Below are 13,929 nucleotides of genomic sequence, written 5' to 3' on the forward strand. Positions count from 1 at the left end.
GATTCCGGGTCTGGTCCTTCGGACCATCCCGGAATGACGTAGGAGAGACCTCAAATGCCCTGGCCTGATCCCATCACCCTGCGTGGACAGCACGCCCGTCTCGAGCCGCTGTCGAAGGAGCACCGCGAGGGGCTGGTGGAGGCCGTGAAGGACGGCGATCTCTACACCATCTGGTACACCGCGATCCCGACGCCGGACAACGTCGCCAAGGAGATCGACCGCCGCTTGGGGTTGCAGGCCGCAGGCTCGATGCTGCCCTTCACCGTGTTCGATGCGAGCGGCAAGATCGTCGGACAGACCACCTACATGAACATCGATGCCGCCAACCGCCGCGTCGAGATCGGCTCGACCTGGTATGCGAAGAGCGCGCAGCGCGGCCCGCTCAACACCCAGTGCAAGTTGCTGCTGCTCGGCCACGCCTTCGAGACCTTGAACTGCATCGCGGTCGAATTCCGCACGCATTTCTTCAACCACCAGAGCCGCCGCGCCATCGAGCGCCTCGGCGCCAAGCAGGACGGCATCCTGCGCAGTCACCAGATCGCGCCGAACGGCACGCTGCGCGACACCGTCGTCTACAGCATCACCGCCGCCGAATGGCCGACGGTGAAGGCGCATCTCAACTATCAACTCAACGAAAAGCCGCGCTGAAGGCGGCCGGGGCACCATGGATAGATTTGACTATGTGATCATCGGCGCAGGCTCCGCCGGTTGCGTGCTCACCAGCCGGCTGAGCGAAGATCCGAACACCAGCGTCTGCGTGCTGGAAGCGGGTCCTTCCGACTGGCATCCCTACATCCATCTGCCGGCGGGCTTCATCAAGACCTTCCACATGAAGAGCATCAACTGGGCCTACCAGCAGGAGCCGGGGCCCTGGACCGGCGGGCGCAGCATCTACGCGCCGCGCGGCAAGACGCTCGGTGGCTCATCCTCGATCAACGGCCACATCTACAATCGCGGCCAGCGCATGGATTTCGACACCTGGGCGCAGATGGGCAATCGCGGCTGGGGCTATGCCGACGTGCTGCCCTATTTCAAGCGGCTGGAGAAGCGGGTCGGCGAGGGCGACAACACGTTTCGCGGCCGCGACGGCAATCTCACCGTCACCACGATGGACTGGCGCGATCCGCTCTGCGAAGCGTTCATGGAAGGCGCGGTCTCGCTCGGCATTCCCCGCAACCCCGATTACAACGGCGCCATACAGGAAGGCGTCTCCTACTGCCAGCGCACCATCGACAAGGGCTTGCGCGTCTCCGGCTCGACCGCGTTCCTCAAGCCCGCGATGAAGCGGCCGAACGTGCATGTGCACACCCATGCGCACGCGACCGAGATCATCTTCGAGGGCAAGCGCGCCGTCGGCGTGCGCTATACCAAGGGCGGCCGCGGCGGCACGCCGATCGAAGTGCGCGCCAACAAGGAGGTGATCCTGTCCGGCGGCACCTATAATTCGCCGCAGCTGCTGCAGCTCTCCGGCATCGGCTCGCCCGATCTGCTGCAGCAACACGGTATCGCCGTGCGTCACGCGCTGCCGGTCGGCGAGGGCCTGCAGGACCATTACGCCCCGCGCACGGTGGCGCGCGTCAAGGACATCAAGACCATCAACGAGCTTCGCCGCGGTGTCTCGCTGTGGATCGAGGCGCTGAAATGGGCCACCGCGCGCCGCGGCCTGCTCTCGCTGTCGCCGACCATGGTCTATTGCTTCTGGCATTCCGGTGAGAGCGCCGACTCCTCCGACCTCCAGCTCACCTTCACGCCCGCGTCCTACAAGGAAGGCGTGCAGGGCCAGCTCGAGGACGAGCCCGGCATGACGGTGGCGTCCTGGCAGCAGCGCCCGGAAAGCCGCGGCTATGTCCGCATCCGCTCGAACGACCCGTTCGCGCCGCCGATCATCCAGACCAACTATCTCGACGCCGAGCTCGACCGCCGCGTCATCGTCGGCGGCATGAAGCTCGCGCGCAGGCTTTTGAAGTCCGCGCCGCTGTCGCCCTATTACGCCTACGAGGATTTCCCCGGCCCCAACATCAACACCGACGACGAGTTCCTCGCCGCCGCCACTGAACGCGGCACCACCACCTTCCACCCCGGCTGCACCTGCCGCATGGGCCCGGCGGATTCGAACTGGGCCGTCGTCGACGACCAGCTCCGCGTCCACGGCCTCGAAGGCCTCCGCGTCATCGACGCCTCGGTCATGCCGCGCATGATCTCGGCCAACCTCAACGCCTCCACCATGATGATCGCCGACCGCGCCTCGGACCTGATCCGCGGCAAGGCGCCGATGGAAGCGGCAAGGATTCCGGACACCGCGGTGGCGTAAGGTGATTGAGCCCTGGCGTCAGATCATCGATGAACGGGAACGCCTTCTTCTCGAAGAGGAGTTGAGGAGGGAGATCGGTGATCGGCACCCGCTTGCCGGTTTGGAGGTCAAGGTGGATGCCAGGCGAGATGACCGTGACGACGTTCTTGTCTCACTGGACGATGGAAGAGTAGCCGAAGTTCACTTGACGTGGTCCGGCAAGAAGGAGGCTCATCCAAGCTGGCCCACAACAATCATTCTCGAATCCCTGGAACATTGGCGGACAAAAGCCGCAAGCGATTTAGCGTAGCTCGCGGACTAGCCAAGAAGAAGCGTCCCGTGGGGTGGGTTAGCGATAGTGTAAACCACCACTTCTCTTGATGCGGAGATGAAAGAGGTGGGTTACGCTATCCCTAACCCATTCTACGGTCATCCCAACGGACAGAAATCCGATGCAGGACGCAGACGACGTGCTTGAGCGACTGGAACGCTGGTACGCGGCTCAATGCAACGGAGATTGGGAGCACACTTACGGCATTAAGCTCGATACTCTCGATAATCCTGGGTGGTCATTCAAGGTTGACCTTACCGATACATATCTTCTTGGTCGCAGTTTTGAGAAGATCAAGGAGGCGCAAAGTGACGACCACACGGATTTCTTCCATTGTGAGGTCAGGGATCGGCAATTCGTTGGCTATTGTCCTCCCAGTCGGCTTCGTGAGGTGCTTTCGATTTTCTTGGGTTGGGCCGAAGCGCCAGTGAGGGAGTAGTCCGCAGGATGGCGTTGGCCTTCGCACCGATCCCGCGCCGGACCCGTCGGGCAAAACACCCGCCAACCCCGTCAACCCCTTCTCGCAAAAATATTCCACTTTACCGAAATTCGGAATTGCGGCATACATCGAAGCAGCCCGGCCCACGAAGAGGGGCGGTTCGCGAGTCGTTCGAAACGCGGGCCGGGTTGCGGTGGACGCGGCAGCGTCGTGCGCGAGAGGCGCGGGCAGGGCGGGTAGTCCCTGTGAGCCCGAGGCTTCGTGCGGACGAGCGGCGTTGTTCAGTTCGTCTCGCCACATTCTTCCGGCAACGTCGACAAGCCCGGGAGATAATGTGGTGACCAGCGAACGCGCGTACGGCAAAACCGTGTGGTCCTGACCGTCGTTGCCACGGTCAAGTCTAGCGAAGGTGCGAGCGAGCCCAACCGGGCAGACTGCATCATCCAATTCGCGGGGTGAGGGAGGCCAGAAGGAAAGTTCGGCTCCCGGGAGATCACGGCATAAGCCGTCCGACCATCGCGCAGGGAAGGCCGAGCGTTCGGCGACACCTGTATGCTGCTGTGCGGTCTTTTTCGCGTGTGCATTTCGCGCGGCAGACCGCGGGTGCCAGTCGGCGCCCGGCCTTCCCTGCGCCCTCTGACTGAAGAGGGAGCGAGAGATGAAGCAAAGCTCGGGTGAGATGCGCCGCGAGGCTGCGAAGGCGTGTCTGGGATTAGGGTGTGTGCTGAAGAGCCGCGGCCGTTGCCGCTTGCTCCGTCATTGCGAGGAGCCCTTGCGATGAAGCAATCCAGCCTGCCGCCGCGGAGGGATTCTGGATTGCTTCGCTGCGCTCGCAATGACGTGGAGAGGGGCGCGCACGAACTCCGCTCTCGTGCCCCGGACGCAGCGCAGCGCCCTTGCGGTGCGCTGCAGAGCCGGGGCCCATGTCTCCGAGCAATCCGTGCCGCCCTGGGTCCCGGCTCTGCGCCGCAGCGTTGCACGCTGCAGCGCGTCCGGGACACGAAACCTAGACTTCCCTTCTGCTCAAAAACGCCAGCCGCTCGAACAGGTGCACATCCTGCTCGTTCTTCAGCAGCGCGCCGTGCAGCGGCGGGATCAGTTTTCGCGGATCTCTTTCCCTCAGCTGCTCGACGCTCATGTCCTCGTTGAGCAGCAGCTTGAGCCAGTCGAGCAGCTCCGACGTGGAGGGCTTCTTCTTCAGCCCGGGCACCTCGCGCACCTCGAAGAAGATGCGCAGCGCTTCCTCGACCAGTCGCTTCTTGATGCCGGGGAAGTGGACGTCGACGATGCGGCCCATCGTGTCGGCGTCGGGGAACTTGATGTAGTGGAAGAAGCAGCGGCGCAGGAACGCGTCCGGCAGCTCCTTCTCGTTGTTGGAGGTGATCATCATGATCGGCCGCTGCTTGGCCTTGATCGTCTCGCCGGTCTCGTAGACATGGAATTCCATGCGGTCGAGCTCGAGCAAGAGGTCATTCGGGAATTCGATGTCGGCCTTGTCGATCTCGTCGATCAGGAGCACCGGGCGCTGCTCGGCCGTGAAGGCCTCCCACAGCTTGCCGCGCTTGATGTAGTTCTTGATGTCCGACACGCGCGCATCGCCGAGCTGGCTGTCGCGCAGGCGCGACACCGCGTCGTATTCGTAGAGGCCCTGCTGCGCCTTGGTGGTGGACTTGATGTGCCAGGTCAAAAGCGGCGCGTTCAGCGCTTTGGCCACTTCCTCGGCCAGCACCGTCTTGCCGGTGCCGGGCTCGCCCTTGATGAGGAGCGGGCGCTCGAGCACGATCGAGGCATTGACGGCGACCTTGAGATCGTCGGTCGCAACATAGTCCTTGGTGCCGGTAAATTTCATCGCGTGTCCTTGGGTCATCGTCGGCGAGAGGCGTTAAGTCCCGTCGCGACAAGCGAACGGCCGCTCGCGGCGGCCGTTCCTGGTTCGGTCAGGCTTTCAGACCCGTTTTATCAGCGAAAGGATGACCAGCACAATCACCGCGCCGATCGTGGCGTCCACGATGGCGCCGAACGTGCCCGTTGCCAGCTGGATGTGCAGCTGCGGCAATACCCAGCTTGCCACCAGCGCGCCGATGATGCCGACAACGATGTTGCCGATCAGTCCAAATCCCGCCCCGTGGACAATCTTGCCCGCGAGCCAGCCTGCGATCGCGCCGATGATGAGTGCTGCGACAATTCCCATTGCAAACGTCCCCAAAACAACCCCTTGAGGCGGTCAATTCTAGAGCAAAAAGCCTCCCGGTCCAGCGCCCAAGGTCGATCTCCGCCCCTTGACGTTCGTCCCCCGACGGGCAATCTGTCAGCCATGTTCCTGCAATTCTTCACCTCTCTGCGCGACGCGCAGGTCCCCGTGACGCTGCGCGAATACCTCACGCTGATGGAGGCGCTCGACGCCGACCTCAGCGACTATTCGGTCGAGAATTTCTACTATCTGTCCCGCACCTCGCTGGTGAAGGACGAGCGCAACCTCGACAAGTTCGACCGCGTCTTCGGCACGGTGTTCAAGGGGCTGGAAAACCTGCTCGACGCCATGGAGAAGGCGGAGATCCCCGAGGAGTGGCTGAAGAAGCTCGCCGAGAAGTATCTCAGCGAGGAGGAGAAGAAGCAGATCGAGGCCATGGGCTGGGACAAGCTCATGGAGACCTTGAAGAAGCGCCTCGAGGAGCAGAAGGGCCGCCACCAGGGCGGCAGCAAATGGATCGGCACCGCCGGCACCTCGCCGTTCGGCGCCCATGGCTACAATCCCGAAGGCGTTCGCATCGGCCAGGAGAAGAACCGCAACAACCGCGCCGTGAAGGTGTGGGACAAGCGCGAGTTCAAGGATCTCGACGGCAATGTCGAGCTCGGCATCCGCAACATCAAGGTGGCGCTGCGCCGCCTGCGCAAGTTCGCGCGCACCGGGGCGCCCGACGAACTCGATCTCGACACCACCATCCGCGAGACCGCCAATCACGGCTATCTCGACGTCCACATGCGCCCCGAGCGACGCAATGCGGTGAAGCTTTTGGTGTTCTTCGACATCGGCGGCTCCATGGACGCGCATATCGAGCAGGTCGAGGAGCTGTTCTCGGCGGCGAAGAGCGAGTTCAAGCACATGGAGTATTTCTACTTCCACAACTGCCTCTATGAAGGCGTGTGGAAGCAGAACAAGCGCCGCTTCACCGACCGCACCCCGACCTGGGACGTGCTGCACAAATATCCGCACGACTACAAGATCGTGTTCGTCGGCGACGCCTCGATGTCGCCTTACGAGATCATGGTGCCCGGCGGTTCGGTCGAGCACGTCAACGAGGAGCCCGGCTCGGTCTGGCTCGACCGCATCATCCGCACCTATCCGCATGCGGTGTGGCTGAATCCGGTCGCTCAGAAGCACTGGGACTATTCGGAATCGACCACCATCATCAAACGCATCTTCGCCAATCGCATGTACCCGATCACGATCGAGGGTCTGGAAGGCGCGATGAAGGAATTGACGCACTGACTCTCACCGTCGTCATTCCGGGGCTCGCGAAGCGAGAACTCGGAATCCATCGGGCGCCAGTGTCAGTGGAGGAATGGATTCCGGACTCGCGACTTCGTCGCGCCCCGGAATGACGAAAGAGAAGGGAAGACCCAATGCCCCAGACCATCACCCGCGGCATCAAGGCGCTGATCGACGAGGCCAATGCCGAGATCGAGACGCTCACCGCCAAGGACGCCATCGAGATCTCCAAGAACGGCGACGTCGTCATCGTCGACATCCGCGATCCCCGCGAGATCGAGCGCGACGGCCGCATCCCGGGCGCGTTCGCCTGCACCCGCGGCATGCTGGAATTCTGGATCGATCCGCAGAGCCCGTATGCGAAGCCGATCTTTCAGGAGGACAAGAAGTTCGTGTTCCACTGCGCCGGCGGCCTGCGCTCCGCGCTCGCCGCCAAGACCGCGCAGGACATGGGATTGAGGCCCGTCGCCCACATCGCCGGCGGCTACGCCGCCTGGCGCGATGCCGGCGGGCCGGTGGAGAAGTGGGAGCCGAAGAAGAAGGGTTAACCTGTCACACGCGGGCTTGACCCGCGTGTCCATCATTTCAAGAAGGATGGATGGCCGGGTCAAGCCCGGCCATGACGACTGGAGAGTAAAGAAGCATGGCCACCGACCCTCTCGTCTCCACCGAATGGCTCGCCGCCCACATCAATGACGCCAACGTCAAGGTGCTCGACGCCAGCTTCAAGCTCCCCGGCGTGCTGCCGCTGCCGAAGGACGATTATCTCGCCGCGCATCTGCCGGGCGCTGCGTTCTTCGACGTCGATGCGGTGTCGGACCATTCCAACCCGCTGCCGCATATGTATCCGAGCGCCGAGCAGTTCGGCCGTGACGTCGGCGGTCTCGGCATCTCCAACGCCGACACCGTCGTGCTCTACGATTCCGGCGGCTGGGTTGCCGCGCCCCGGGCGTGGTGGATGTTCCTGGCCTTCGGCCACGGCAATGTGCGCATCCTCAATGGCGGCTTGAAGAAGTGGCGCGCCGAGGGGCGCGCCGTGGAGAGCGGCGAGGTGAAGCCGAAGGCTGCGACGTTCAAGGCCAGCTTCGACGCGAAGCGCGTGCGCAGCATGCAGCAGCTCATCGCCAATGTCGAAAGCATGAAGGAGCAGGTGATCGACGCCCGCGCTGCCGACCGCTTCGAGGGCCGCGCGCCCGAGCCGCGGGCGGGCATCCGCTCCGGCCACATCCCCGGCGCCCGCAACGTGCCCTACAATCTCCTGTTCGACGCTGCGACCGGCGAGATGAAGCCGCTCGACGATCTCCGCGCCGCCTTCACCAATGCCGGCGTCAAGCTGGATGCGCCGATCGTGACGAGCTGCGGCTCGGGCGTGTCGGCCGGCGTGCTGACGCTCGCGCTGTATCGCTTAGGCGTCACCGACACCGCGCTCTATGACGGCTCGTGGTCGGAATGGGGCCAGGACAACGGCCCGGCCATCGCGACCGGGCCGGCGTGACGCCACGATAACGGTGCGCTCCCTCGCCCCGCTTGCGGGGAGAGGCAAAATGATCACCGCGTCCGCGTGGTCGTCGTCGCAAATGTCTGCTGCTGCCCGAACGGATCGAGCTGCTGCTGCAATTGCTGCGGCGGCGGACGCCGCACCACGCGGTGCCGCTTCTTGGCCTTCGCCTTGCGCTTGGTTGCCTTGTCGTCGGGCTTGCTCTCGGATTTGCCATCGACCTTGGCCTTCGCCGGCGCATCCTTCACGGCCGTCGTCGCCGGCTCGTTCAGAGCGGCCAGCCTGGTCGCGGCGACATCGAGCGCCGAGGCGGCGAGGGCCTGATCAGCCGGCGCCGGCTCGGCGGCGGCTGCGACAGCGGCGGGCTTCAAGTCGGGCTTAGTCTCCGGAATCGAGGCCGTGGTGTCGGCTGAAGTGAGCGTGTCGGCGGGCGCCGGCGCGATGGCCTCCGTCGCCGCCTCGACCTTGGCCGGTTCGGCGGCCACGGCGTCGGTCGCGGGTGCCGCGACCTGCGGCTGAAACGTCTCGGTCGTCAGCGCGGCGAGCTGCTCGGGCTCGGTTGCCGGCAATCCGATGGTCGGGACCTGGTCGCGCAGCGACGGTTCGGGCTCGGCCGCGGCTTCCGGCTCGGCGCGAAGGACCGCGAGCACCGGCGGGGCAGGCTCGGGAGCCTGCGCGAACATCTGCTCCTGCGGGCCGTTCCGCCAGGAGGGGTTGCTGACATACTGCTCATGGCTCGCCCGCAGCAGCGCGGCGGCGCCGAGGCCGAACACCAGGATGGAGGTTGACAGCAGGATCGCGGCAAACAGGAAGCGAAAGCCGGGAAGCATCGAGGGATTGCGAATTTCCGCCCCGGCGGCGTGGGGTGCCAGGGCCCATGAGCCATCTGAACGCGGTGACGGTACTGTTGCCGCGTTCGCCACGCGGAGATTGAAGCTCAAGGCTGCGGCGAATCAGGCTGATTCGAACATACCGCAACGATTCCGCCCCGTTCCCTTAAATTCGGGGCCGATGTGCCGGGCAATTCACGGTGCCGTGCGATTTCCGCCCCGTGATGCAACGGGGCAACGGTAGTCTTGCGGATCACAAATCGGCAAATCCGGCGCAAATAAGCCTGATATGTCTTGAATGTGCCGCTATCTTCGGCCATCTGGCCGTTAACGGTCCTGACGGGCCCGGGGACTATACAAGAGCGATGATGATCAAACATTTTCTGACGATATGCGCTGCCGCAACAGTCGCTGCGGCGGGAACCTCGCTCGCACAGGCCCAGAGCTATCCGGTCCAGCAGGCGCCGAGCTATGGCGCGCCGGCCGAATATCGCCCCGGCGACCGCACGCCGAATTTCGACGCGCTGGAGGATGACGACGACGCGATGCCGCAGGCCTCGCTGCCGCCGCCCGGCCCGGCCGACGATCCGCGCTATGGCCGCCCCGTCGGCGCGCCCCCGGTTTACTCGGCTGCCCCGCCCCAGGGCCCGGTGATGTCGCCGGATGACCCGCGTTATGGCCGCCCCGCAGGCGCTCCGCCGGTCTATTCGGCCGCGCCGCCGCAAGGGCCGGTGATGTCGCCCGACGATCCTCGCTACGGCCGTCCCGCCGGCCCGCCGCCGGTGATCTATGCCAATCGTCCGGGCCAGCAGGGGCAGGCCCCCGCCGGTGACGGCATGCGTCCCCCGGAGGCTGTCGGTGGTCCCGCCGCGACCGGTACGGTCCAGGCCGGCCAGCCGCCCGTCGGCGCCGATGGCCGTCCGATGACGATCGCCTCGCTTCCGCCCGAGGAGCAGCCCGATGCCGCTCCGGCGCAATTGCCGCCGAACCTGCGCCGTCAGGAAGTCTCGTTCCAGACCAAGGAGCCCGCCGGCACCCTCGTGGTCGATACGCCCAACACCTATCTCTATTACGTGCTCGGTGGCGGCCGTGCGATCCGCTACGGCGTCCGCGTCGGCCGCGACGGCTTTACCTGGACCGGCGTGCAGAAGATCACCCGCAAGGCCGAGTGGCCGGATTGGCATCCGCCGACCGAGATGATCGAGCGCCAGCCCTATCTGCCGCGCTTCATGGCCGGCGGCCCCGGCAATCCGCTCGGCGCCCGCGCGATGTATCTCGGTTCGACCGTGTACCGCATACACGGCACCAACCAGCCCTCGACGATCGGCAAGTTCGTCTCGTCGGGCTGCATCGGCATGCTGAACGAGGACGTCTCCGACCTGTTCGACCGCGTCAAGGTCGGCACCCGCGTGGTCGTGATGCCCGGTGGCCCGCCGCCGGGAACTGCGACCGCCTCCGCGGCGCCCGCGCCCGGTCCTGCCGCAGGTCCGGCTCCGATGGCCGCCCAGGCTGGCCCGGTTCCGGGCACGCAGCCGACCGTGGTGCCGCCGCTGCCCGCACCGGTCACCGTGCGCTAAGCCCTTCGAACCAGCGCTTCGAGTCTGATCAAATTGCGAAGGGCGTGCCGTCGGCACGCCCTTTTCGTTTCAGGCCAGCTTGCGCGGCAGCTCGCCGCCCTTGGTGAAGGCATCGATCGCCTCGACCATCTGGCTGTAATGGATGCGAAGGCCGTCCCTGGTGGCGTAGCCGAGATGCGGCGTCAGCACGAGATTGTCGAGCTTGCGGAAGGGATGGTCGACCGGCAGCGGCTCGACCGCGAACACGTCGATGCCGGCGCCCGCGATTCTGCGCTGCCGCAAGGCCTCCAGCAGCGCCTGCTCGTCCACGATCGGCCCACGCGCGGTGTTGACGAGGAACGCCGTCGGCTTCATCCGCGCCAGATCGGCAGCGCCAACCAGCCCGCGCGAGCGCTCGCTCAGCACCACATGGATGGTGACGATGTCGGCCTTGGCGAACAGCTCCTCCTTGGTGGCGTAGCCGACGCCGGCGGCCTGGCACTTCTCCGGCGTGAGGTTCGGGCTCCAGGCGATTACGTTCATGCCGAACGCTTTCGCGATCCCGGCCATCCTGCTGCCGAGCTTGCCGAGCCCGAGGATGCCGAGCGTGAGCCCTTCGATCTCGACGCCGGCAAAGGTCTGCCAGGGCTCGCCGGCATGCATCCGCGCGTTCTCGCGGCCGATGCCGCGGGTCAGCTCCAGGATCAGGCCCATGGTCAGGGGCGCGGTGGGATCGCGCGAATATTGCGTGCCTGCAACGGTGACGCCGCGCGCCTTCGCGGCCTCCATGTCGATCGCGGCATTGCGCATGCCGGAGGTCAAGAGCAGCTTCAGCTTCGGCAAGCTCTCGAACAGGCTCCTCGGGAATGCCGTGCGTTCGCGCATCGCGCAGATGATCTCGAAGTCGGCGAGCGCGCTGGCCGCGGCCTGCTCCGAGGCAAAGGGATGGCTGAACACGCTGACGTCGACGCGGTCGGACAGTTTCTGCCAATCGGCGACGTCGAGCGCGAGGTTGAAATAGTCGTCGAGAATTGCACAGCGAAGGCGGCTCATCGGCATTCATCCATGGCGAGAGGTACGGGCGCCAGGCGAGCGCCATCGTCGGAACCTGAGCCATGGTTGCGCGCAATCGCGCCAGCGCGCAAGCAGCTCGCGTCTTCAAAAATCCGATAGCCGGGAAGGGCTCAGAGATCGCGGGGCTTCAGCCGGATCGGCGCATCCATGCCGTGCTTGGCGCGCCAAGCGGGGCCGGGGCCGCGCATGTAGTGCAGCTCGGGCCGGTAGGGGTTGAAGGCGGTGGCGAAGAAGCCCTTCCAGAAGCCCTTGATCTCCGAGAGGAGCGCGGAGGTGCCGCCGGCTTCTGCCGGAACAGGATGGGAATGGGTCTCGATCAGAGCCATGACGCTGTCTCGCTGTGCTCCCGCTTGTTCTGAGCGGGCGGCGCTGTTGCCGCGCGAGACCGAGCATTCGGCCTGATTGATTAAAAGATGGTTTCAATTGTCCGGATCTGGCCCGGATGGTGTCCGTTCCGTATTCATCCGTGGTGAACGGACGGAAAACATTGCCCTTTGGGGGCGGGATCGCTACATCGGCGGCAGCAAATCTCCTCAAATTGAAGGTGTCACGGGACCCATGGCGCGCCAGTTCATCTATTTCATGCAGGGCCTGACCAAGAGCTACCCGACCCGGAAGGTGCTCGATAACATCCATCTGTCGTTCTACCCGGACGCCAAGATCGGCGTGCTCGGCGTCAACGGCTCGGGCAAGTCGACCCTGCTCAAGATCATGGCGGGCCTCGACAAGGAGTATTCGGGCGAGGCCTGGGTCGCCGAGGGCGCCCGCGTCGGCTATCTCGAGCAGGAGCCCCAGCTCGACCCCAAGCTCTCGGTGCGCGAGAACGTCATGCAGGGCGTCGCCAAGCAGAAGGCGATCCTCGACCGCTACAACGAGCTCGCCGTCAATTATTCGGAGGAGACGGCCGACGAGATGACCAAGCTGCAGGACGAGATCGAGGCCCAGGGCCTCTGGGATCTCGACAGCAAGGTCGACCAGGCCATGGACGCGCTGCGCTGTCCACCTGATGATGCCGACGTGACCAAACTCTCCGGTGGCGAGCGCCGTCGCGTCGCGCTCTGCAAGTTGCTGCTCGACCAGCCCGACCTGCTGCTGCTGGACGAGCCGACCAACCATCTCGACGCCGAATCCGTGTCGTGGCTGGAAGGGCATCTGCGCAACTATCCCGGCGCGATCCTGATCGTCACCCACGACCGCTACTTCCTCGACAACGTCACGAGCTGGATCCTCGAGCTCGACCGCGGCAAGGGCATTCCGTACGAGGGCAACTACTCCTCCTGGCTGGTGCAGAAGCAGAAGCGCCTGGAGCAGGAGGGGCGCGAGGACGCCGCGCACCAGAAGACGCTCGCCCGCGAGCAGGAATGGGTCGCCTCCTCGCCGAAAGCCCGTCAGGCCAAGTCCAAGGCGCGCTATCAGCGCTATGAGGAGCTGCTCAAGCAGGCGAGCGAGAAGCAAAGCCAGACCGCGCAGATCATCATTCCGGTCGCCGAGCGGCTCGGCGCCAACGTGGTCGATTTCGATGGGCTCAGCAAAGGCTTCGGCGATCGTCTCCTGATCGACAATCTCACCTTCAAGCTGCCGCCGGGCGGCATCGTCGGCGTGATCGGCCCCAACGGCGCCGGCAAGACCACGCTGTTCAGGATGATCACGGGCCAGGAGAAGCCGGACAAGGGCACCATCACCGTCGGCGAGACCGTGCATCTCGGCTATGTCGACCAGTCGCGCGATGCGCTCGACGGCAAGAAGACCGTGTGGGAGGAGATCTCCGGCGGCAACGAGCTGATCCTGCTCGGCAAGAAGGAAGTGAACTCGCGCGGCTATTGCTCGTCGTTCAACTTCAAGGGCGCGGACCAGCAGAAGAAGGTCGGCGCGCTCTCGGGCGGTGAACGCAACCGCGTGCATCTGGCCAAGATGCTGAAGTCCGGCGCGAATGTGCTGCTGCTCGACGAACCGACCAACGACCTCGACGTCGACACGCTGCGCGCGCTCGAAGAGGCGCTGGAGGATTTTGCCGGCTGCGCCGTCATCATCAGCCATGATCGCTGGTTCCTCGACCGCATCGCGACCCACATCCTGGCCTTCGAGGGCGACAGCCACGTCGAATGGTTCGAAGGCAACTTCCAGGATTACGAGAAGGACAAGATGCGCCGGCTCGGCCAGGACAGCATCATTCCGCATCGCGTGAAGTACAAGAAGCTGACGCGGTGAACGTGATCGGCAGTCGCGCGATCAAGCGTCGCGCGATTGCCTGGTGCGATTATCGCTATGCGGGTTGCGCCGAGCAGCCCGCCCCCTCTCGTGCGCTGCCCACGATAGCCCGCCTAAGCGCATCTACCGTAAATAGAGCGTGACAAGTTCCACACTCCAGGACTATAGTTCCCCGGTACGGTCGGGGGCAGACGTATGTTTTGGCGCGCAGTA

Annotated in this window: 14 protein-coding genes; 9 read left to right on the plus strand and 5 right to left on the minus strand. The window is 64.8% G+C overall.

The features are described 5' to 3' along the window. The first annotated feature begins 54 nt into the window (after positions 1 to 54). The 4 genes from TSA1_RS23440 (at position 55) to TSA1_RS23455 (ending at position 3,060) form a co-directional block, all read left to right on the plus strand. Positions 55 to 648 (plus strand): GNAT family N-acetyltransferase, encoded by a 594-nt coding sequence (locus TSA1_RS23440; protein WP_100178396.1) that lies wholly within the window; start codon positions 55 to 57, stop codon positions 646 to 648. 16 nt (positions 649 to 664) lie between these two features. Beyond that, on the plus strand, positions 665 to 2,311 hold the full coding sequence (locus TSA1_RS23445; protein WP_100178397.1) for a GMC family oxidoreductase: 1,647 nt from the start codon (positions 665 to 667) through the stop codon (positions 2,309 to 2,311). 1 nt (position 2,312) lies between these two features. Continuing rightward, complete coding sequence (locus TSA1_RS23450) at positions 2,313 to 2,600, plus strand: hypothetical protein (protein ID WP_100178398.1); 288 nt, start codon at positions 2,313 to 2,315, stop codon at positions 2,598 to 2,600. 142 nt (positions 2,601 to 2,742) lie between these two features. Next, positions 2,743 to 3,060 (plus strand): immunity 53 family protein, encoded by a 318-nt coding sequence (locus tag TSA1_RS23455; protein ID WP_100178399.1) that lies wholly within the window; start codon positions 2,743 to 2,745, stop codon positions 3,058 to 3,060. Positions 3,061 to 4,066: 1,006 nt separating this feature from the next. On the opposite strand, the gene TSA1_RS23470 is transcribed toward TSA1_RS23455, so the two are convergent. Beyond that, positions 4,067 to 4,909: an AAA family ATPase gene (locus TSA1_RS23470; RefSeq protein WP_008140272.1), complete on the minus strand. Its 843-nt coding sequence runs from the start codon at positions 4,907 to 4,909 to the stop codon at positions 4,067 to 4,069. Between the two features lie 96 nt (positions 4,910 to 5,005). Further along, positions 5,006 to 5,251 carry a GlsB/YeaQ/YmgE family stress response membrane protein gene (locus tag TSA1_RS23475; protein WP_063201887.1) on the minus strand — a complete coding sequence of 82 codons (246 nt, stop codon included), beginning with the start codon at positions 5,249 to 5,251 and terminating at the stop codon, positions 5,006 to 5,008. A gap of 123 nt (positions 5,252 to 5,374) precedes the next feature. Here TSA1_RS23475 and TSA1_RS23480 point away from each other — a divergent pair, with 123 nt between their 5' ends. The 3 genes from TSA1_RS23480 (at position 5,375) to sseA (ending at position 8,045) form a co-directional block, all read left to right on the plus strand. Beyond that, entirely contained in the window at positions 5,375 to 6,550 is a 1,176-nt protein-coding gene (locus TSA1_RS23480; protein ID WP_100178400.1) for a vWA domain-containing protein, read from the plus strand. A gap of 134 nt (positions 6,551 to 6,684) precedes the next feature. Next, on the plus strand, positions 6,685 to 7,098 hold the full coding sequence (locus TSA1_RS23485) for a rhodanese-like domain-containing protein (protein WP_100178401.1): 414 nt from the start codon (positions 6,685 to 6,687) through the stop codon (positions 7,096 to 7,098). Between the two features lie 95 nt (positions 7,099 to 7,193). Beyond that, positions 7,194 to 8,045, plus strand: a complete 852-nt coding sequence (sseA, locus tag TSA1_RS23490; protein ID WP_100178402.1) for a 3-mercaptopyruvate sulfurtransferase — start codon at positions 7,194 to 7,196, stop codon at positions 8,043 to 8,045. A gap of 53 nt (positions 8,046 to 8,098) precedes the next feature. On the opposite strand, the gene TSA1_RS23495 is transcribed toward sseA, so the two are convergent. Continuing rightward, positions 8,099 to 8,878, minus strand: coding sequence for a hypothetical protein (locus TSA1_RS23495; protein WP_100178403.1), 780 nt, complete (start codon positions 8,876 to 8,878; stop codon positions 8,099 to 8,101). Between the two features lie 368 nt (positions 8,879 to 9,246). Between TSA1_RS23495 and TSA1_RS23500 the strand changes: the two genes are divergently transcribed. Continuing rightward, positions 9,247 to 10,455 carry a L,D-transpeptidase gene (locus TSA1_RS23500; RefSeq protein ID WP_174719041.1) on the plus strand — a complete coding sequence of 403 codons (1,209 nt, stop codon included), beginning with the start codon at positions 9,247 to 9,249 and terminating at the stop codon, positions 10,453 to 10,455. Positions 10,456 to 10,524: 69 nt separating this feature from the next. On the opposite strand, the gene TSA1_RS23505 is transcribed toward TSA1_RS23500, so the two are convergent. Next, the gene (locus tag TSA1_RS23505) at positions 10,525 to 11,487 is read right to left on the minus strand and encodes a D-2-hydroxyacid dehydrogenase family protein (RefSeq protein ID WP_100178405.1); all 963 of its coding nucleotides are present in this window, start codon (positions 11,485 to 11,487) and stop codon (positions 10,525 to 10,527) included. Between the two features lie 131 nt (positions 11,488 to 11,618). Beyond that, positions 11,619 to 11,834 carry a hypothetical protein gene (locus TSA1_RS23510; protein WP_100178406.1) on the minus strand — a complete coding sequence of 72 codons (216 nt, stop codon included), beginning with the start codon at positions 11,832 to 11,834 and terminating at the stop codon, positions 11,619 to 11,621. A gap of 232 nt (positions 11,835 to 12,066) precedes the next feature. On the opposite strand from TSA1_RS23510, the gene ettA reads away from it, so the two are divergent. Then, positions 12,067 to 13,716 (plus strand): energy-dependent translational throttle protein EttA, encoded by a 1,650-nt coding sequence (gene ettA / locus TSA1_RS23515; protein WP_100178407.1) that lies wholly within the window; start codon positions 12,067 to 12,069, stop codon positions 13,714 to 13,716. Positions 13,717 to 13,929 lie beyond the last annotated feature (213 nt).

This window comes from Bradyrhizobium nitroreducens (assembly GCF_002776695.1).
Classification (GTDB): domain Bacteria; phylum Pseudomonadota; class Alphaproteobacteria; order Rhizobiales; family Xanthobacteraceae; genus Bradyrhizobium; species Bradyrhizobium nitroreducens.